This is a genomic window from Clostridium weizhouense (assembly GCF_019431045.1).
Taxonomy (GTDB): domain Bacteria; phylum Bacillota; class Clostridia; order Clostridiales; family Clostridiaceae; genus Clostridium; species Clostridium weizhouense.
In genome coordinates, this window is sequence record NZ_JAHXPT010000001.1 from 399,498 (window position 1) to 420,394 (window position 20,897).

A 20,897-nucleotide genomic window follows, 5' to 3' on the forward strand; every position below is an offset into this window, starting at 1 on the left:
TTAAGCTGTTTCAAATACAATTTTCTTTGTATTTAAAACAGCTTATTTATATATTACAAATTTAATTCTGCAACAAACTATATAAAGTTCTTTAACTTACTAAATAACTCTTATTTGAATAAGTATTTATTATATATACTTATTCAAATTTAAAATCTTTAAATAATTCTCCTAAAGATAATCCTTCTTCTTTATCTACATAGTTAAGATATTCTTTACTTCCTTCTATTGCTTCTTTTATGCTTAATGAAATTTTTTTGTTTTCTTTATCAAAATTTAATACCTTTACTTTTAATTTTTGATTTATTTCTAGAACATCTGATGGTTTAGAAATATTATCATCTGTTATTTCAGTAATATGAACTAACCCTTCTATTCCATCAAATATCTCAACAAAAGCTCCAAAAGAAGTAAGTCTTACAACTTTCCCTTCGTATATATTCCCCTCTTTAATTTCATCTTGGTGTAAAGTCCAAGGCTCTTTATTTACATCTTTTAATATTAATGATAATCTTTGTTTTTTAGGATCTACAGATCCTATGTAGACTTCTACCTTATCATTTTCTTTAACTACTTCTTCAGGTCTATTTACTTTATTCCAAGATAAATCTGAAATATGAATTAACCCTTCTATTCCTCCAATATCAACAAATGCACCATATTTAACTAGTTTTTTTATAATCCCAGTTTTCTTTTCTCCTTCCTTTAAAGAACTCCATAATTTATTTCTCTTAATTTCATATTCTTGATCTTCAATAATTCTTCTTGAAGCAACTACTTTATTATTTCTAAAATCTAATTCTATAATTTTAACTTCTAAACTTTTGCCTACTAATATATTTAATTCTATTCTTTCTCTTGAAGCTAATGATCCTGGAATAAATACTCTTATATTTCCATAGTAAGCAATTAATCCACCTTTTGTTTCTTCTTTAACATAAACAGTTATGTTATTTTCTCCTTTAAATGCTTTATTTATTTCATCCTTTTCTTTAATAGCTAATGCCTTTATAAGTGAAAGTTTAACATACCCTTCCCCATCATTAGGTGATACAACATACACTTCTATTTCATCATCTACTTTAAGCACATCGCTTGGATTTTTATCATCTAATGATAATTCTTCCTTAGTTATTAAACCGTCAAAAGCATAATTTATATTTACTATCGCTTCTTTATCATTAACTTCTATAACTTTTCCTCTTAAAATTTCTCCTGTACTTATTCTTTTTACATCATACCCATTTAAAAATTCATTCATAATATTATCCTTTATATTTTCTGACATATTACCACTTCCTTAATAATATTTACGGCATTTTTAAAGTAAATACTAAAATAAGCTTATTTTTACTAAATTTAAAATTCAGAAACCGTTATCTATAAGTATACAATATTTATTTTAAATTGAATAAATACTAATCTTACCTAGTATTTAATATCAATGCCAAAAGTTAATTAATATATATTCTAATTAAGTTATTGCATTTATAATCTTTTATATAAGTTACATATAAAATTATATCTTTATTAATAGTATCTATTTAGAATCATATACATCATAAATTTTCTATATAAGTTTCTCTCTATACTCGCAAATCACATCATTTAGAAATATTCTAAGATTTATATTAATGAACAAACTTTATTAGAACTTATATATAATTTTAATGCAATAATATGATTTATACAAGCATCCTATATTTTAACAGTTTGAACAGAATAATATTAATTATATTAAAAGTTATTTTATAACCTTTAATATAATTAATATTACCACTATGCATTAGCCTTATTGAGAATTAAAGAGTTAGCATTATCTCATTATTATTTTTAGTTATTTTTCATCTATTTTCAATATTGTATACTAACAAGCTTTTCAATATAATAAATACATAGTCTTTTAGGGGGTGCTCACTATTTTTAAGATTAAAAATAAGTATATTTTCACTTTATTCTTAGTTATTTTATTTGCTATTACAAGTCTTCCTTTAGATATTTTATCAGTAGCAAATATAACTGAAAAAGATAATACAATAGTTTATGCTAACAGTAATTTTATTCAAACTTCAACAAATAATTTGTTAGCTAAAGGTGGTAGTAGTAGAAGTTCTTCTTCTCGATCTAGCTCTAGTAGTTTTAAATCTGGAGGATTTAAAAGTTCATCTGGTTCTACTTCTTCCAGTTCTACTAAAAGTACAACTTCAACCAAAAAAAGTACTAGTAATAAAAGTGCTGAGGGATTTAAATCAGGAAATTTTTCTAATACAAAAGATACTACTAAAAACTCTTCCACTACAAATGATAATACTAAAAATTCTTCTAACACAGAAAAAAATACTAGTAATAAGAGTTCTGAAGGATTTAAATCAGGGAATTTTTCTACCACAAAAGATAACAACAAGAGTTCTTCTAATACAAATGAAAAAACTACTAACTCTAGTACAGGTGCTTCGAAAGGATTTAGTAGTGGAACATATTCATCTACTGATAAATCAAAAAGTGACTCTGATTCATCAGATACAAATAGTAGCACGCAACAAAGTAGTCCCCAAACTTACAATTCACCATCACAATCTAGAGGCTTTAATTGGTTTGGTGGTAGTAACTATTACAGGCCATTCTATTTTGGATCTACTTCAAGCTTAATACTTAATGCTTTAACACTAGGTGCAATATTTATATTAATTATTACAGTAATCAAGATATATTTAAAAAGAAATAGAAAATAATTAGATACTTTAGGAGGTATTTTTATGGGAATTTTTTCAAGAATGTCAAATATGTTTAAAGCTAAGGTAAACAATGCCTTAGATGAAATGGAGAATCCAATAGAACTTTTAGATCAAAAATTAAGAGATATGGAAGATCAACTTAGTAAAGCCAAATTAAATTCTGCTCAAATTTTAGGAAATGTTCATGAAATCGAAAAGAAAATGAATGCTGCAAAAAAAGAGTCAACTGATTTTGAAGAAAAAATTAAATTAGCTTTATCTAAAGGTAATGAAGATTTAGCTAAAAAAGCATTAGCTAGAAAAATGGAAGTTGATAAAAAATATGATTCACTACAATCAAGTTATAATAATTCAAAAGCTCAAGCAGATATGTTAAAGAAAAATTTACGTGAATTAGAAGAAGAAATAACGAAAACTCGAAATTATAGAGATGAAGCTGCTGCAAGATATTCAAATGCTCAAGCTTCTGAAAAAGTAAATGAAATTCTTGCTAATGTAAAAACTAAAGATAATTCAATTCAAATAGATAGTATTGAAAGAAAAATTCAAAGAAAAGAATCTCTTGCTGAAGGATTAAAAGAGTTAAAAGACCTAGATGATTTTGATAGTGAGTTTGAAAAATTAAATGAAGTTGATTTAGATCTTGAATTAGAAAAATATAAAAGCAATTAGGTGAAACTATGAATAAAGATATGGAATTTATTAATGGAGAAAAGGACTATTGGGGGAAGATATATACAGATATAGCTTACGCTATTAGCGAAATTTCACCTTTCCTTTCTGAAAATAAATTAAAATCACGAAAATACTACATTAAGTCTTCTGTATTACAAGATTATATTAAACTTTTAGATTCAGCTGAATTAGATGTTAAAAAAGTAAGCTTTTTAAGTTTATTTAAAACAGCTCCTTCTATAAATAAAGCTAAAAACTATAAAATCAAAAATCAAAAAGCATTTAAAGATTTAGAAAAATGTGCTAAATGTACATGCCTAAATTGTGCCTTTGATTGTAAATTCAAATCATGTTCAAGCTGTAGAGAAAATTCCTATATACACTCTTGTGATAAAGAAAGAGTAAATGTACGAAAACATGATAATTTTATTGTAGACTTAACCAATAATGATACAGGTTGTTCTGCAAAATATAGAGTTCTAGCCACAATAGAAGATTGCATCTTAGACAAACAATATATACTATTAGAAAACATTATTAATATTGATGATAAATTAGTATTATATTATTATCCTGGAATTAAAGAAACTTCTTATGGTGAAATAACAGATGCAGAAGAATTTGATTTTATAGTTGAAACTTATCAATCTTCAGATTATTAGACACATTTAAAAGGACTATCTTAAATACATAAATATTTTTAAGATAGTCCTCTTCTTATTTATAAATTTATAACTTTTCTTCTTTTCATTTCATTAAAACAATAGTTTATTATATCACTTCTCTTAATAATTCCTATAAATATTCCATTATCATCAACTACAGATACAAAGTTTTGACTTATTGCTAATGATATTAAACTTTCAATATCAGCATTAATAGAAACAGACTTATGAGATATTCTTCTATGTATATCTCTAACTTTTACAGATTCTGTATTTTTAAAATTTAAATCTGGAGTATTTTTTAATTTCCATAATAAATCTCCTTCTGTTAAAGTTCCTACATATTTTCCTTCTTTATTTATAAGTGGAATAGCTGTATAACCATGTCTTTCCATTTTCTCTATAACTTGTCTCATTGTTGTGTCTTCATTTTCATACACCACTTCATTTTTTGGAGTAAGAAAAAAGGCTATATTCATAATTAAATCCTCTCTTGTAATTATTAAATTTATCTCTATTTGTATTTTAACATATTTTTATTAAAAATGCTTTAGTGAAAACCTTTTATTTAGAACTATTTATCTTTTCAAGTTTGTAAACGTAATTTAAATAAGCCTCTTCTTTTAAAATTGTATTTACTTCATTATAAACATCATTTCCTTGAAGAGTTCTTTTAACTATTATCTCACTTAAAATTTTATTTCTACATTTTGGACATGATCCAACTGAAGCAAATCTCCAATTTAATAGTTTAAATTCTTCTTCTAAATTAACCTTACTTTTACATTTCGGACATTTTAATGCTAACTTTTTTTCATCTATTTTAATACTATCTAAATCACTTATTTGTATAGATGGCATATTATATATATCTTTAACTATATAATTTTTAACTATTCTAGAATTATAAATGTGTTTAAATACAAGTAATGTATATTGTGCATCATTTAATGCATCATGTAATTTACTATCATCTACTTTTATTTTTAATTCTTCTAACGCATTTTTTAAGCCTAATGCCTTTTTATGTGCTAATATTTTTGTTGAATATTCTTGTATATCTAAATATTCTTTAATCCAACTTAAATCACCATAATTATGATAATCAGCATTCATAATCAATTCTACAATATCATCCTTTGCCCAAGAACAAATAATATCGCCATCTTCAAACATACTTTTTAATTTATTTAAGCCTTCAATAAATGGAATGCCCTTGTTATTTAATATATCCATTGTTATTTTTGTTATATCTGTAACCACTGGATTAATAATTGGGAATACAGTTGGCTTAATATATTCCCTCATCTCACATACTGGTTTCATATATTTATCTACTTTTATTGCTCCAATTTCTATAATTTCATTTTCTAATTCTATCTGTTTTAAATCCTTATGCTTTTCAAAAAAATTTTCTTGATATTTAACTATGTTTTTTAAATTATTAAATTCTAAATCAATTATTATATACCCCATTTTAAATCCCTCTTTTACCAAGTAATAATATAAGTTCTAAAAAAAGATAATTATGATAGTTCTATTCCTGCAAGCTTCATTAAATGAATTGCATTTTGTGTTTCACTTTTACCTTGTCTTAACTTATAATCAAAATTTATTTTATTGTCTTTATAAAATTCTCTAAAATTATAATTTATTATTCTATCATCTTCTTTTTCTAAATCACATAGTTCTAAATCATGTGTTGAAACAAGCCCTATTCCACCATACTTTATTAATTGCTTAATTAATACAATTGCACCAGTATGTCTGTCTTTAGAATTTGTACCTTTAAATATCTCATCTAAAAGAAAGAATACTTTTTCTTCTTTTTTACATGCTTCAATTAGTATTTTTATTCTTAATATTTCAGCGTAGAATGAAGAAATATTTTCTTCTAAATTATCTCTGGTCGTAATACATGTATAAATTTTCATTATTCCACAACTAAATTCTTTAGCACAAACTGGGGCCCCTATATAACTAAGTACTAAATTTGATCCTAATGTTCTTAAAAAAGTACTCTTACCAGACATATTAGAGCCAGTAATTAATGCTACCTTTTCAGAATTTTTAATCGAAAAATTATTTTTAATTGCTTTCTCTCCAAGCAATGGATGCGCTATATCTTCACCGCATATATAACTATTATCTAATATTATTGGATAACTCCAATTTTTGTAATCAAAAGCAAGATTTGATATACTACTTAAAGCATCAAATTCATTCATAACATCTAACCATTTTTCTAAATATTTACCATTTTTATTTTTCCATAAATCCAATTTTCTCATAATAAATACATCAGAAAACACTAATACATTTAACACAAAATAAACAGCATTATATGAACTATCTCCAATCCAATCTAATAAATTCGAAATCTTCTTCATTTCTATTTTACTACTTACTTGATTATTGATTAACTTATCTTTTAATTCCTTTAAGTGTTCTGATTCAAAAGTCTCATTTTCTATTAATGATAATATTTCACTATACTCTTTAACATCATTTTTTATATCATTAAATAAATTAATATCTTCAATCATATTTTTAGTTAACATTTTGATAACAATAAAATCAATCATGAATACAAGTAAAATAAATGATAATGGTAATATATTCATTAAACTTAAAAGTATTGAAACAAAATTTACAAATATAAAAGTATAACTAATTATTACACTTATAAATTTTATTGAATTTCCCTTTTTGCCCCATCCAATTAATTCTCTTATAGCTCTATCAGAAGATTTTCTCATTGATCCTTCTAGTATAAATTTTTGTCTCCACTCAACTTTATCTGCAAGTTCTTTTATTGCAAATTGTTTGTTTACTATACTTTTTTTATTTACTTCTTCTTTTAAGCCTAATATATTAACTAATCTCTCTCTCCCACCTTTAGTTACTGTTGAATTTATAAATTGGAAAATTGAATTTTGTCCAAAAACATTCAAATCATTTATAAACGGATTATTTTCATCTAAATATTCACTTCCATTATCTTTAAACTTTTTAAATTCACCTGATAATCTATCTAATCCTCTTTTATTAATATTAATTATAATATCTGAACGTTTCTTAGCCTCTAATTTATTAGAATGATATATAACAACACCTATAAAACCTGAAATAAACATAATGCTACTAACTATTAATGATGTATACTCTCCATTTTTATATAATAAATAATCTATTAATAACATTAATATTAATATTATTAGTCTACTCCAAGATATTATATTTATTTGTTTTAAAAGTATATTGCTTGTTTTAACGTTTTCCGCTATCTTATCCTCATAAAATTTTTTCGATATATCCATATTCTCTCCTTCTATATTATTTATACACTAAAAAAATAATACTTGTTATTAGTACTATATAGTTAAATATTTTATTAAAATTTAGTTAATAACTTATACGCTATTGACTATATATATTTTAAAATATATTTTTACAAATATTATTTTATTTCATGTATATTATTTGCTTAAATAATAATATAATTTTACCATATATAGCATTAATATGGATAAAAAATGAACTGTCTTATAAAATAAATTGCTATAATTAAGACAGTTCATTAAGTTTAAAATTAATCTATATTTTTTATATAAAACATATCAAAAATAAGTTAATAAATAGACTTGTTATTTTTTTAATTTTGCCTAAATGTATTTTTTAACATAGCTAATTAACTTATTATTTATTTAAAGAATCATATATTCTTTCTAGATTTTCTCTCATAGCATCTATATAACCCTTATTATCCTCATTCGATTCCAAAGTATATATTGGAACAACATCAGCACCAACTTCACTAGCTAGTGTTTTTGATACTTTAGGGCTTGCTAAAGATTCTGAAAATATATTTTTTATGTTATTATCTTTACAAAAATTAACTAATTCTTCCAATTGCTTTGGTGTAGGTTCACCTTCCCCATATAAATTTTCAACTGATTTTTGTGATAATCCAAAATCTCTGCATAAATATCCAAAAGCTGCATGACCAGTTATAAAATCTTTTTTCTCTAACTGATTAAATTTACCCGAATATTCATTATAAAGTGAATTTAATTCATCTTTAAATTTTTTATAATTTTCTTCATATTTTTGAGTATTTTTTTCGTCTAATTTTATAAGAGCATCTTTTATATTCTCACATTGCTTTTGTACCTGTATCAAGCTTAACCATGAATGTGGATCTATTAACTCTCCTTCTTTTCTAATATCTATTCCTTCACTTGAATTTACTTTTAGCACTTTTTTTTCATCTATTACGTTATTTACTGAATCTATCCATGATTCCATCCCTAATCCATTATAAATAAACATATCACTCTTTGTTAAATTTTCAAAGTCCTTAGTTTTCGGTTCATAATCATGTGGCTCCATATTATCTGGTACCAAACAATTTACTTCTACATTATTTCCACCAATTTTTTCAGTGAACTCTTTCAATGGATATATTGAAACCATAACTTTTATTTTATTATCTTTATTCTCATCATTAATTAAATCTTTAGTTTTTCCTTTTTGATTGCATCCTACTAATAAGGCCCCTATTAATATACATGATAATACTGAAATAATTTTTTTCCCCATAACATTCTCCTTTTGCATATGATTTGCATTTTCATTAATTATTTTACCTTATTAATATATTCTTGTCAAATTATAATAAAAAATCCAGCTTTAAATATATTATTAATATTTAAAGCTGATTCTTCTTTTAACTTAATTGTATTAAATTGTACTTTATTTTATTTTTATCCAAAATTTCTTTATCTATACTTTGACAAGTAAAAAATAATATTTGCTTAAATTTTTCTGCAATCAATAATTTTAAAGCTTTAGTTCTTCTTTCATCATCATATTGAACAAATGCATCATCTAAAAACAATGAAACATCTTTATTCTTAAACAACATTTCAACAAATGATAATCTTAATGATAAATATAATTGATCCTTAGCACCATTACTTAATATATCTATATCAAATAAATTATTATCATTTTTAACTTTTAACTTGTATTCTTCTGAAATTTTAACCTCTTTATAATTTCCAGAACTTAAATAATTAAACTTATTTAAAACTGTATTATTTAACTCGGGTGCTATATTCTTTCTTACTTCTAAAAAAGCCTCTTGTAATTTTGAACTTGCTAATTCTAAAGCACTCGCTTCTTTTTCTGCTTTAGATATTTTTTCTTCAACTATACTTATTTCTTCCTCTATAACTGAAACTTCTCTTTTTCCTAAATATCTTTTTTCTATATTATGTTCTAAATCTTTTATATCTTTTTCTAAACTTAGTAACTCATCTGATTTATTTTTTAATTCTTTATCTATCTCTTCTTCAGATTCATATGAATATTTTATATTATTATTTATTATTTCTTTCATTTCTTCTTTTATTTCATTTATATCTCTGTTTTTTAATAACACTTTATATGTTTCATTTACACTGTTAAGATTATTTTTGATTTCTTGCATTTTACTAATCTTATCTCTAAAATCTTTCAATTTTATATGAAAATCTAATATTTCTATTTTCTCTAAATCCATTCCAGATGTTTTTTGTCTTAAATCTTCTTCACGCTCTTTTAATTGAATATTTATATTTAATATTTCAGATTTAAGTTTTGAGATTTCATATTCTAATGGTAATAATTCTTTTTTTAAATTTTCATATAAATTTATTTTTCCAATGATTTCTTCAAGTGAATTACAACTAAAGACATTAAAAAGAGAATATATTATACTATTATTTTTATTATATTTTTCTTTTAACTCATTCGAATTAATACTATTTAAAGTCTCTTTTTTAGTATTAATAGTTAACATTATATTTTCTTTATAAATTTTATAAGAATCATATTGTTTTAACTTATTCATAAACTCTTCAAAATTATTACACTTTAATTCTTGCACATAATTTTTTAATTTTTTTTCATCTTGATCTACTTTTTCTTTTAAATTTTCTATTCCATCTCTTTGTTTTTTTAAATTTTCTTTTGTTTTTATTTCTAAAGAATATTTTAAATAAAATTTAATTAAAACTATAAAAATAGGAATTAAACTTATGCTTAATGGAAAAATCCCTTTAATAATAGAAAATATAAATGCTATAATTCCTATAATTGATAATATATATATGATTATCAACTTATTTTTAATATCTTTACTTGATACATTTGTTAACTTATTTGTATCATCTTCTAATTTATACTTTAATTCCTTTAAACCTTCTTTATAAGAACTTATTATATCATCTATATTATCTCTATTTTTAGATATCCATTCTAAATTAACTATTTCTCTTTCTCTATAGTTTAATTCTTTTTGTAATTCTTCTATTGAATATTTAATATCTTTTATATTATTTATTTTTTCTTCTAAATTTTCTTTTTCCATTTTTAGAATATATACTTTCTCTTTTATATCATCATCTTCTATAGAATTAAATACATTAAACTCTTTATATTCTTCCTTTTTCTCTTCATATTGATTTTCTAAATTATATTTTTCTTGAAGCTTTTCTTCTCTCATATCATTTAAACTCAAATATCTAGTATAATCCTTATTTATTTCCTCTAAAAATTCTTGAGTTAAAATTTTATCACTTGTTCTTAATTCTCCACTTATTTCTTTTTCTCTTTTTTTAAGTTCCTCACCCTTTTTTAAATACTCAACAATTTCTTTATAATCTTTTTGTAGTTTAATTTTTTTAATATATTTTCTATATAACTCTAAATTTTCAATTTGCCCCTTAATTTCAGCCTTATATTCTATTTTTTTTAATAACTCTTCTTCATTTTCTATATTTTCTTCTGCAAGTTTATAACCTTCCCATAATTCTTCTTTAAGAGAATCCCTTTTTTCTCTAAGTAAATCTAATTCACCCAATTTCCTGCTAGTAATTAATTGCTTTTTACCTTTTTCTAATATTTCAATGGCTTTTTTTACAGATATATTTTCTTCCCCTGAGTTATATATATTAGTTATCTTTTCCATTATTTCTTCTTCTTTATCTTTATTTACAGCAACACCTAATTGATTTATAAACAAAGTCTTAGAAAATGTTGAAGAATTTATTTTCAAAAAATTTTTTCCTGGTTCATTCTCATAAAATAATTCTATTTTATCTCCAGTAATATCATCTACTATCTCACATACGTCTTCCTTTTTAGTTAATCCAAAACTTCTCCTAATTGTATATACTTCTTCTTCATGTTCTATGGTGAGCTCACCAGACATTTTTTCTCCGCTTAAAGGTGAATATCTTCTTCTATCATTAAGTTTTCCTCTACTATTATCAAATCCATAAAGCCATATTCTAATAAAATTTTCTATTGTACTTTTTCCCTTTTCATTTTCTCCATATATTAAATTAAATCCATTTTTAAATTCTATTATTTTGCCTTTTATTCCAGCAAAACTTTCAATACTAGCTTTTTTAATAATTATAAGACTTCACCTCTTCTCCTGATAAGCTTTGTAGACCTTTCTTTAATGCTAATTTTATTATTTCTTTTTCATCTTCTGTCTTTGCATTTTTTAATTCCTCATACATCTTTCTTGCAAATATGCTTTTTATAGAATATCCCTTTAATAACTCTTGAAAATCTAATTTAATTTCAGTCTTATCTACTATCTTTACAAAGTAAAAGTCTTTTTTTAATATCCCTTCAAGTACATCCTCATTTAAATTAAATTCTTCTGATAATTCACCCTTTAGGATTATTTTATAACAGTTATTTTTTATATCTGCATCTTCTATAGAAACTAATATTCTATCACTTATTTCTTTGTAACCAAAACATTCACTTATATCGATTTCTTTTTCATAATAATTTCTAATAGATGTCTTTATAAATTTACCTTCACAATGCCTATTAAAAACTTCAACAATAACAATCCCCTTATCATCTAATTCATCAAATCCTCTTCCTTGTGGACATCCGCTATAACTATAATAGGTATTTCTTATCTTTTTAATGTCAGAAAATTTATGTCTATGACCTAGTGCTATATAATCTAAATTACTTTCATCAATTTCTATTTCAGTAATAGGATTATATTCATTTCCTTCATTTAATGAAGTGATTTCAGCATGCATAACCATTATGTTGTTATATCCTTCAACTCTATTTATATTTTTTAATAATGATTTATTTTCGTAATTATTAGTAAAAGCTGCTCCCCATACTACTGTTTTCAAATCTTCTAATACTATTTTTTCCATTGCACCTTTAAAAACATAAACATTATTAGGCCATTCTACAATGTTATAAAATGACCGTTCATTAAAAGGATCATGATTTCCTGGACTTATAAATACTTTAACTTTACTTATTTTTTCTAAAGCATTTTTAATAAAATATAATGTACTTTTATTTACAGATAAATTATCAAAAATATCCCCAGCAATTAATAAGATATCCACTTTTTCTTCTAGAACAATGTTAATTATTTTGTCAAAAACCTCTTTTAATTCTTCTCTACTTTTTAAAGCTTGATTATTATCCATTCCACTAAATGGTGTATCAAAATGTAAATCTGCTGTATGTAAAATTTTTATTTTATTCATATTATCACCTTTTTATCGAACTTCAGTTCCCATTTTACCATAAATTCTTACAACTATAAAGAAACGTAAAAACAAAGGGTACACCACATCAAAATGTAGTGTACCCTCCGGCTTTCAATACGAATTAACTATTTTTTAATAGTTTACCAATCTTCTTATTCAATTGTATGTTCGTATTGTTCTACCATTCTTTTAACCATTTCGCCACCTACGGAACCACATTGTCTTGAACTTAGATCACCATTATAATCACTGAATGGCACTCCTAGCTCTCTAGCTACTTCGTTCTTGAATCTAGACAAACCTTGTTTTGCTTCTGGAACTAATACGCTGTTTGACATAAGAATCCCTCCTCGGCTTTTGGTATATTAAATGTGTAGTCAAAAAGATTTAAATAATTAATTCTTATTGACTACACTATTATATTATCCGATATTATTAAATATATTCTTGGTAAATAAATGAATTTAATTTTTTATAAATAAATTCAACTTATGTTTTAAGTATAAAAAATGGCTACTTAATGCTTTAATATTTTAACCTTAATTATATATGTGCAATGTCATTTGTGGTTAAAAATCTCGGCTTTCTCAAAAATATATATTTTAGAGATTTGGTTCTACATTGTCCTTTCAAAATATATCATTTAGCTTAGATTTTATCAACCTTTTAGTTTTGAGTAATTCTATAAATTTTTGTATAAAAATAAAAAAAGCTAGAATAAAATAATTCTAGCTTTCTTCTTGGCAGGGGCACTAGGATTTGAACCCAGAACCAATGGTTTTGGAGACCACTACTCTACCGTTGAGCCATACCCCTAAATCATTTTCTATTATACAGATTAATATTACTTATGTCAACAAAAATTTAATCTATTAATACTATAATCTTTTTTTATAGGGTTGTATAGATTTAATTTTTCAATTATAATATAATAAAAATTACTTTGATTATCAAAATATTTAATAATCAAAATTACATGAAAGGATATGTGAGTAATGAAATTTAATTCACTTAAAATAGGAAATTTAATCTCTCGTCTTCCAATAATACAAGGTGGTATGGGAATTGGTGTATCGGCATCAAATCTTGCAGCAGCTGTTGCTAATGCTGGTGGGATAGGAATTATTTCTGCTGCTCAATTAGGATTTAATGATGCTAATTTTGAAAAAGATACTTTAAAGGCTAATTTAGAAGCTTTAAAAAGACATATAAATATTGCAAAATCAAAAGCACCTAATGGAATAATCGGAATAAATGCTATGGTAGCAAGTAATCATTATGCTGAACATATAAAAGCTGCTATTGATTCAGGTATAGATTTAATAATATCAGGAGCTGGGCTTCCAACAATGCTTCCTAAAATTGTTAAAGGTTCAAATGTAAAAATTGCTCCTATTGTCTCTTCTTTAAAAGCAGCTAAAGTAATTTTAAAATTATGGGATAAACATGATAATGTAGCTCCAGATTTAATTGTCGTTGAAGGACCTAAGGCCGGTGGTCATCTTGGATTTAAAGCCGATGAAATTGACGTGGCTAATAAAAATTTTGATGAAATTATTGTAAGTATAATTGAAGAAACAAAAAAATATAGTCAAAAATATGATAAAGATATTCCAGTAATAGTTGCTGGTGGTGTTTATGATGGATATGATATTGCTAAATACTTAAAATTAGGTGCGAGCGGTGTACAAATGGCCACAAGATTTGTTGCTACTGAAGAATGTGATGCATCAATAGAATTTAAAAATGCTTATGTAAATTGTAAAGAAGATGATATTTCAATAGTAAAAAGTCCTGTAGGAATGCCAGGTAGAGCTATTAAAAATAAATTTGTTGAAAACACTCTTTTAGGTAAAGAAAAAATAACTAAATGTTATAATTGTTTAATTCCATGTGATCCTGCTAATACTCCATATTGTATAAGCAAAGCTTTAATAAATTCTGTAAAAGGAAACATTGATGAAGGTCTTATTTTCTGTGGTGAAAATGCAAGTAGAATTAATAAAATAGTTACTGTACAAGAACTAATGGATGAATTAGAAAATAATCTTAAAAATGCTTAATCGCAATTTTTTATTTTAATTAAAAGGACAGTAGATAATTTTGTTTTTTACACAAAATTATCTACTGTCCTTCCTTTTAAATACATATATTTTATCATCTAAACTAACTCTAAATTTTTATTTTTTATGATAAAAAACATTTTCACTACTAAGAAAACCAACAACTCTCCTGATAAATTACTAAGCCAAATTCCACTATTTCCTATAATTTGTGGCAATATAAGTAATGAAATTTGTATACCTATAAAACCTCTAAGTACACATATAGTAGTTGATACTTTACTTAGTTTTATACATTGAAAATAAGATGATTTAAGTATATTTATTCCTGCAAAAAAAGTTCCTAAACCAAATATTTTAAGAGCTGTATAAGTGTAGTTTATTAATTCCACATCAGAAGTAAAAAATGATATTATATTTTTTCCAAATAATATAAATATTATATAATTAATAACTGTTACTATAATTACACTTTTAAATGCTAATGAATAATAATATCTAACTTTACTCTCCTCTTTAGCTCCATAATAAAAGCTTAATAAAGGTTGCATCCCTTGAGCTATACCAAAAGTTATCATACTTATTACTGTTATAATGTAATTAATTATGCTATAAGTTGCAACACCTTCTTCTCCAATTCTGTTTAGTATAACCAAATTAAATGATATTGTTAAAACTGCTATAGTACTTTCTGTCAAAAATGATGGAAATCCTATTATCGCTATTTCTTTAATTCCATTAATAGATATTTTACATTTTTTAAATTTTAATGTCCCCTTTTTGCTTAAAAAATAAATAATTGCAATAAACATACTTACAAATTCTCCCAAACCTGTAGCTATTGCTGCTCCTGTAACTCCCCATTTAAATATAAAAATAAATATATAGTCTAATAACATATTGGTTAATGATCCAGATATCATTGCGAACATAGCAATTTTGGGTGCTCCATCATTCCTTAAAAAACAATTTAACCCTTGACTTAATACTAGAGGAATAGAAAACATAAAACTAAACTTTATATAATTATATACATCGTCCATTAAAGAATCTGGAGCTCTTAAAATATAAGCTATAGGTTTTGATAAGAACATCCCTATTATAAATAGCACTATTGCCATTATAATTAAAATTATAATAGATTCATTAAATTTATCTATTGCTTCTTCCTTTTTTCCTTCTCCAAGCTTTATTGAAACTAATGTAGATCCACCAACAGAAATTATTAGAGCCAATGCTGTAGCTATTAAATTTGGTGGAAATGCTATATTTACTGCTGCTAATGCATTACTTCCAACACCTTTTCCTACAAACATTCCATCTACAATAATATATAATGATGTAACTAACATCCCGATCACTGCTGGAATTATATAGTTAAAAAATTTTTTCATCAATACAACCCCCTCCCTCCAGAAGAAAATTATATACTCTACAACTATTATAGAGTCAAGAGGATTTTTTATTTAGTCACATGAAATTAAATAATAGATCAAAGAGGCGTTGTATATTTTGTGTCAGATAAGGAAGTAAATTTAGTTAATAACAAACTATTAGCTAAATTTACTGACGCAGTATCATGCAAAATAGACGAGCATACTGGTCTATTATTTTTTTGAATGTGCCTTAGTTATCTTTATGAATAATTCCATAAATCCTTTTTCTTTATCATCGCAAAACTCTGAAGCTATGTAACTTTCATATAAAGGTCCTTCAACTTTTAAACTTTCTTCCTTAATAAATTTTAAAAGTTGTTTTATATATTTTTCATAATTCTCATAATAATCAATGCAAAAGATAGATGCATATACCCCTTCTTTTAGTTCACAAATTTTAATATTTTTATCATCTTCTATGTTGTTATCTATAATATTAAAATAAATATTATATTTTACTTCTCTTTTTTTATTAAATTCTTCATAGTTTATTTCATATAATAATTCTAAATTAAAAATATCATTTAACTTAGGAAGTGTATTAACTACCTTTCTAAAGCTCATTTCCGCATCTTCTAAATCTTTATTTGACATATTTACCTTAGCAATCTTCTTCTTTTGTTTTTCGTTCAGAAATGGTATTCCTAAAGGTTTCATAAGCATAGACTTTATATGTTGATTTTTCTTTTGAATTAATTTTTTTTGTTTTTGTAATTCCCTAATCTGCCTATCTATTTCATATTCTTGATTTTGTAACAAATCTACTGTACCCTCTATTGTTATTTTATTTAACATTATCTCTTTTATTTCCAAAAGAGATAATCCTAATTTTCTATAAAATATTATAAAGTCTAACTTATAAAATTGTTCTAAAGAATAATATCTATAACCATTTTTTTTAACTAAACTTGGTTTTAAAAGTCCTAATTTATCGTAATGTCTTAGTGTTTGAACAGACAGATTAGATAATTTAGAAATTTCTCCTATTGAAAAATATTTATCCATAATATACCTTTCTTTAATCGTATCAATATTAACTATTATAATTTTAAAATAATAATTAACATAGATGATATCATTAATAAATCTATATATAAATTCTAAAAGTAGAGTAATCTAATGCAAAACTTATATTAAACTACTCTACTTTTATATTATTACACATAAATTTTATTTGATAAATTCTATACTAAAATATCAATACTCTTTTAAAATATAAACTTATTTTTAAATACAAAATAAGTTTATAAATTTATTCTCTTTAAAATCAAATATTCCTCTTGCTGTAATTCTTATTTCAGGTATAACAGGAAGAGACATAAATCCTAAAGTTAAAAATATATCCATATCTTCTGTAGCTCCAAACTCACTACATCTAATATTTAAACTTTTTATTTTTTCTGATACAGATTTAGAATCTTCATAAGTCATAAGTCCTGCAATTGGTAAACTTAATTCTTCTATAATTTTTCCTTTTGATACTATAGCCATTCCTCCCCCCATACTTATAACACTATTTACAGCTATCTTCATATCATTATCATTACTACCTACTACTATAATATTATGAGAATCATGAGCAATTGTTTGAGCTATAGAACATCCTTTTAAACCTAAACCTTCTATAAATCCAATAGAGTATTTGCCTGTATTTTTATGTCTCTCAAATACTCCAATCTTTTGGATATCTCCTAATACATCACTTTTTATATAACCATTATTTTCTTCAAGTTCTCTTATTACTTTAGTAGTTTCAATAGAACCAGGATTAACTTTTATTACATTAACTTTATTTGATACTGCCTTAATTTTAAAAACATCTTCTTTAATAAATTCTATATTCATTGATGAATCAACATTTGTATTAAAAATTACTCCTTCATTTCTTATATATATCTTTCCACTTTTCATAACACTCTTAATTTCAAGATTTTCTAAATTTTCTAAAATAACTAAATCAGCTTTATATCCTGGTGCAATAGCTCCGAATTTTCTAAGTCCATAACATTCTGCTGCATTTAAAGTTGCTATAGTAATTGCCATTACTGGATTTAATCCTTTATTAATAGCAATTCTTATACTATCATCAATAGAACCTTTTTCAATTAAATCAACTATGTCCTTGTCATCAGTACAAAAAAGAAATCTATGAAAATTATTAGAATTTACAGCTGGCAATAGTTCTACTAAATTCTTTGCTGCAGAACCTTGTCTAAGCATTATATACATACCTTTTTTAACTTTTTTAAGTGCTTCATCACATGTTGTACTCTCATGATCTGTTTTTACATTACAATTCATATATGCATTTAATGAATATTCATCTATCATAGGACAATGACCGTCTATTATTTTATTTTTAAAAAGTTTTAGCTTGTCTATCATATTATCTCTATATCCAATTACAGATAAAACATCCATAACTTCTCCTAAACCTAAAACTTTTGGATTTGTGATAAACTCACTTAAATCTTCTGCTGTCAATATTGCTCCATTATCTTCAATCGTTAATGCTGGTACACATGATGGCATCATAAAGAATATACTCATTTCACTCTTTTTACTATCTTCAATCATAAATTTTATTCCATCTTTGCCTAAAACATTAGCAATTTCATGTGGATCTGCTATACATGTGGTAACTCCTCTAGTTAATAATATATCAGAGAATATTTGTGGTATTACTTTTGATGACTCAATATGTACATGAGCATCTATAAATCCTGGAGAAACAAAACGCCCAGTGCAATCTATTTCTTTTTTACCACTATATTTTCCTATTCCAACAATTGTATCTCCATTTATAGCTATATCATCTTTTTCTATACTTTGATTGAATACATTTATAATAAAAGCATTCTTTAAAACAATATCTGCTTGTTTACTCCTTAAAGCACTTTCAATATTATCTTTTAATCTATCCATTATATTATATCCTTTCTAATAATATCTAGTGTACTCGCTTGTACACTGGTTGATTTTATTTATTTTATACATAGACTACATATAAACAATGTAGTCTATAATTTATTACATTTATAAGCTTTTATAAAAAATTATGTCTTGAATTTATAGTATATTCTTATAAACATATAAAGCATTGGCTTTAGGATTAATCTCTACCTAAAGCCAATAAAATTGTTTATATTTTTATATGCTAATAAACCTTAGTATAAAAATAATAGCTAATATAATTAAAGTAATTGAAATTTTTTCTTTTTTACCACAGAAGAAATTAAATAATACATAACCTATAACACCAAACATCAATCCTGTTGCTATACTATAAGTTAATGGCATTAATATTATTGTTAAAAAAGCTGGTATTGCTTCAGTATAATCGTAGAAATCAATTTTAGTTATATTTTGCATCATAAATAATCCAACAATAATAAGTGCTGGTGCTGTTGCGCAACTAGGAATTGACATAAATATTGGTGCAAAAAAAGCTGCAAGTAAAAATAAGATTCCTGACATTATAGCTGTAAGACCTGTTCTTCCTCCTTCTGCAACACCTGCTGAACTTTCAACATATGTTGTAACAGTTGAAACTCCCATTATAGCTCCCATAGTTGTTCCTAATGCGTCCACTAATAATGCTTGTTTAGCTCTTAATACATTTCCATTTTCATCTACCATATTTGCTTTTGAAGCAACTCCAACTAATGTGCCTACTGTATCAAAAAAATCAACAAATAAAAACGTAAGTAATACAGAAATAATCATACCCACACCTTTAGCAGTTGCAAATACTGAAAAATCTAATTTTCCTGCTATTGGTGCCATACTGTGTATTCCAAATAATCCTGTAGGTAAGAAAATTTTATACATTTCTGTTGCTTTTGCTGGACCTATTATAAGAGCGTAAATCCATGATATGATTGTGCAACTTAAAATACCCCAAAGCATTGCCCCTTTTACTTGTTTATGAACCAATATACCAATAATTATAATTCCTATAACAGCAATTATTGCTCTTGGATCTTTTAATGTTCCTAAAGCAACTAATGTTGAATCATTTTTTATAACTATACCTGAATTTTGAAATCCTATAAATGCTATAAATAGTCCAATACCAGCGCTTACTGCTATCTTTAATGATGTAGGTATAGAATTTACAACAATTTCTCTTATCTTTGTTAGTGAAAGAATGATAAATATAATACCTTCTAAAAATACTGCTGTCAAAGCTACTTGCCATGGCACTTTCATTGCACCACATACTGTAAATGCAAAGAATGCATTAAGACCCATACCTGAAGCTAATGCAAAAGGTAAATTTGCATAAATCCCCATAAAAATTGTTGTTAGACCAGCTGCTAAGCATGTCGCTGTTAAAACAGCACCTTTATCCATTCCTGTTTGTGATAAAAAATCTGGATTTACTGCAATAATATAGGCCATAGTTAAAAATGTAGTAATTCCCGCAATAATTTCTGTCTTAACAGTTGTATTACTTTGCTTCAGTTTAAACGTCCTTTCTAGAAATCCATTTTCTACATTAACAGATTCAGTGCCTCTCTTCACTAAAATCACCCCTTATATATATTTAACCCTTATATATCAAGCTCTTTTAAAAGCGTTGATTTTATATATTAAATTTTAATACAGTATTTTTTACTCAAATAATAAGAGTCTTCTTTAATTAATCGATTACATAAAAGTGAAATAAAAATAATTAAGAGCAAATGTAACTATGCCACATTTCAGTTGACAATGTTGATTGAAA

General features: G+C 24.7%; 16 protein-coding genes and 1 tRNA gene. 4 read left to right on the forward strand and 13 right to left on the reverse strand.

Annotated features, from left to right (window positions below; translation table 11 throughout):
* Positions 1-139: 139 nt before the first annotated feature.
* Positions 140-1,288, reverse strand: coding sequence for a 30S ribosomal protein S1 (gene rpsA, locus KYD98_RS01885; protein ID WP_219777892.1), 1,149 nt, complete (start codon positions 1,286-1,288; stop codon positions 140-142).
* A 622-nt stretch (positions 1,289-1,910) separates the two neighbouring features.
* Between rpsA and KYD98_RS01890 the strand changes: the two genes are divergently transcribed.
* From KYD98_RS01890 to KYD98_RS01900, 3 genes are read left to right on the forward strand one after another with little or no spacing between them, the layout of a single operon-like run.
* Positions 1,911-2,732 carry a hypothetical protein gene (locus KYD98_RS01890; protein WP_219777893.1) on the forward strand — a complete coding sequence of 274 codons (822 nt, stop codon included), beginning with the start codon at positions 1,911-1,913 and terminating at the stop codon, positions 2,730-2,732.
* Positions 2,733-2,756: 24 nt separating this feature from the next.
* Positions 2,757-3,407, forward strand: coding sequence for a PspA/IM30 family protein (locus tag KYD98_RS01895; protein WP_219777894.1), 651 nt, complete (start codon positions 2,757-2,759; stop codon positions 3,405-3,407).
* A gap of 8 nt (positions 3,408-3,415) precedes the next feature.
* Positions 3,416-4,072: a DUF1292 domain-containing protein gene (locus KYD98_RS01900; protein ID WP_219777895.1), complete on the forward strand. Its 657-nt coding sequence runs from the start codon at positions 3,416-3,418 to the stop codon at positions 4,070-4,072.
* A 59-nt stretch (positions 4,073-4,131) separates the two neighbouring features.
* Here the strand turns inward: KYD98_RS01900 and KYD98_RS01905 are convergent, their stop codons facing one another.
* The 8 genes from KYD98_RS01905 to KYD98_RS01940 all read right to left on the reverse strand — a co-directional run bounded on the left by KYD98_RS01905 (position 4,132) and on the right by KYD98_RS01940 (position 13,485).
* Entirely contained in the window at positions 4,132-4,554 is a 423-nt protein-coding gene (locus KYD98_RS01905) for a CBS domain-containing protein (RefSeq protein ID WP_219777896.1), read from the reverse strand.
* A gap of 85 nt (positions 4,555-4,639) precedes the next feature.
* On the reverse strand, positions 4,640-5,551 hold the full coding sequence (locus KYD98_RS01910) for a 3'-5' exonuclease (protein ID WP_219777897.1): 912 nt from the start codon (positions 5,549-5,551) through the stop codon (positions 4,640-4,642).
* A gap of 50 nt (positions 5,552-5,601) precedes the next feature.
* Complete coding sequence (locus KYD98_RS01915; RefSeq protein WP_219777898.1) at positions 5,602-7,395, reverse strand: MutS-related protein; 1,794 nt, start codon at positions 7,393-7,395, stop codon at positions 5,602-5,604.
* A 379-nt stretch (positions 7,396-7,774) separates the two neighbouring features.
* The gene (locus tag KYD98_RS01920) at positions 7,775-8,677 is read right to left on the reverse strand and encodes a metal ABC transporter solute-binding protein, Zn/Mn family (protein WP_219777899.1); all 903 of its coding nucleotides are present in this window, start codon (positions 8,675-8,677) and stop codon (positions 7,775-7,777) included.
* Positions 8,678-8,804: 127 nt separating this feature from the next.
* Positions 8,805-11,543, reverse strand: a complete 2,739-nt coding sequence (locus KYD98_RS01925; RefSeq protein ID WP_219778011.1) for an AAA family ATPase — start codon at positions 11,541-11,543, stop codon at positions 8,805-8,807.
* Positions 11,533-12,666, reverse strand: a complete 1,134-nt coding sequence (locus KYD98_RS01930) for a metallophosphoesterase family protein (protein ID WP_219777900.1) — start codon at positions 12,664-12,666, stop codon at positions 11,533-11,535. The genes KYD98_RS01925 and KYD98_RS01930 overlap by 11 nt, the downstream gene beginning before the upstream one ends.
* Positions 12,667-12,821: 155 nt before the next feature.
* The gene (locus tag KYD98_RS01935) at positions 12,822-13,007 is read right to left on the reverse strand and encodes an alpha/beta-type small acid-soluble spore protein (protein ID WP_219777901.1); all 186 of its coding nucleotides are present in this window, start codon (positions 13,005-13,007) and stop codon (positions 12,822-12,824) included.
* A 403-nt stretch (positions 13,008-13,410) separates the two neighbouring features.
* Positions 13,411-13,485, reverse strand: a tRNA-Trp gene (locus KYD98_RS01940).
* 179 nt (positions 13,486-13,664) lie between these two features.
* On the opposite strand from KYD98_RS01940, the gene KYD98_RS01945 reads away from it, so the two are divergent.
* Entirely contained in the window at positions 13,665-14,732 is a 1,068-nt protein-coding gene (locus tag KYD98_RS01945) for an NAD(P)H-dependent flavin oxidoreductase (protein WP_219777902.1), read from the forward strand.
* A gap of 98 nt (positions 14,733-14,830) precedes the next feature.
* Here KYD98_RS01945 and KYD98_RS01950 read toward each other — a convergent pair whose 3' ends face one another.
* The 4 genes from KYD98_RS01950 to KYD98_RS01965 all read right to left on the reverse strand — a co-directional run bounded on the left by KYD98_RS01950 (position 14,831) and on the right by KYD98_RS01965 (position 20,695).
* Positions 14,831-16,126: an MATE family efflux transporter gene (locus tag KYD98_RS01950; RefSeq protein ID WP_219777903.1), complete on the reverse strand. Its 1,296-nt coding sequence runs from the start codon at positions 16,124-16,126 to the stop codon at positions 14,831-14,833.
* Between the two features lie 213 nt (positions 16,127-16,339).
* Positions 16,340-17,173 (reverse strand): MerR family transcriptional regulator, encoded by an 834-nt coding sequence (locus KYD98_RS01955; protein ID WP_219777904.1) that lies wholly within the window; start codon positions 17,171-17,173, stop codon positions 16,340-16,342.
* A 222-nt stretch (positions 17,174-17,395) separates the two neighbouring features.
* Positions 17,396-19,093: an adenine deaminase gene (gene ade, locus KYD98_RS01960; RefSeq protein WP_219777905.1), complete on the reverse strand. Its 1,698-nt coding sequence runs from the start codon at positions 19,091-19,093 to the stop codon at positions 17,396-17,398.
* Positions 19,094-19,318: 225 nt separating this feature from the next.
* Positions 19,319-20,695, reverse strand: coding sequence for an NCS2 family permease (locus tag KYD98_RS01965; RefSeq protein WP_373368716.1), 1,377 nt, complete (start codon positions 20,693-20,695; stop codon positions 19,319-19,321).
* Positions 20,696-20,897 lie beyond the last annotated feature (202 nt).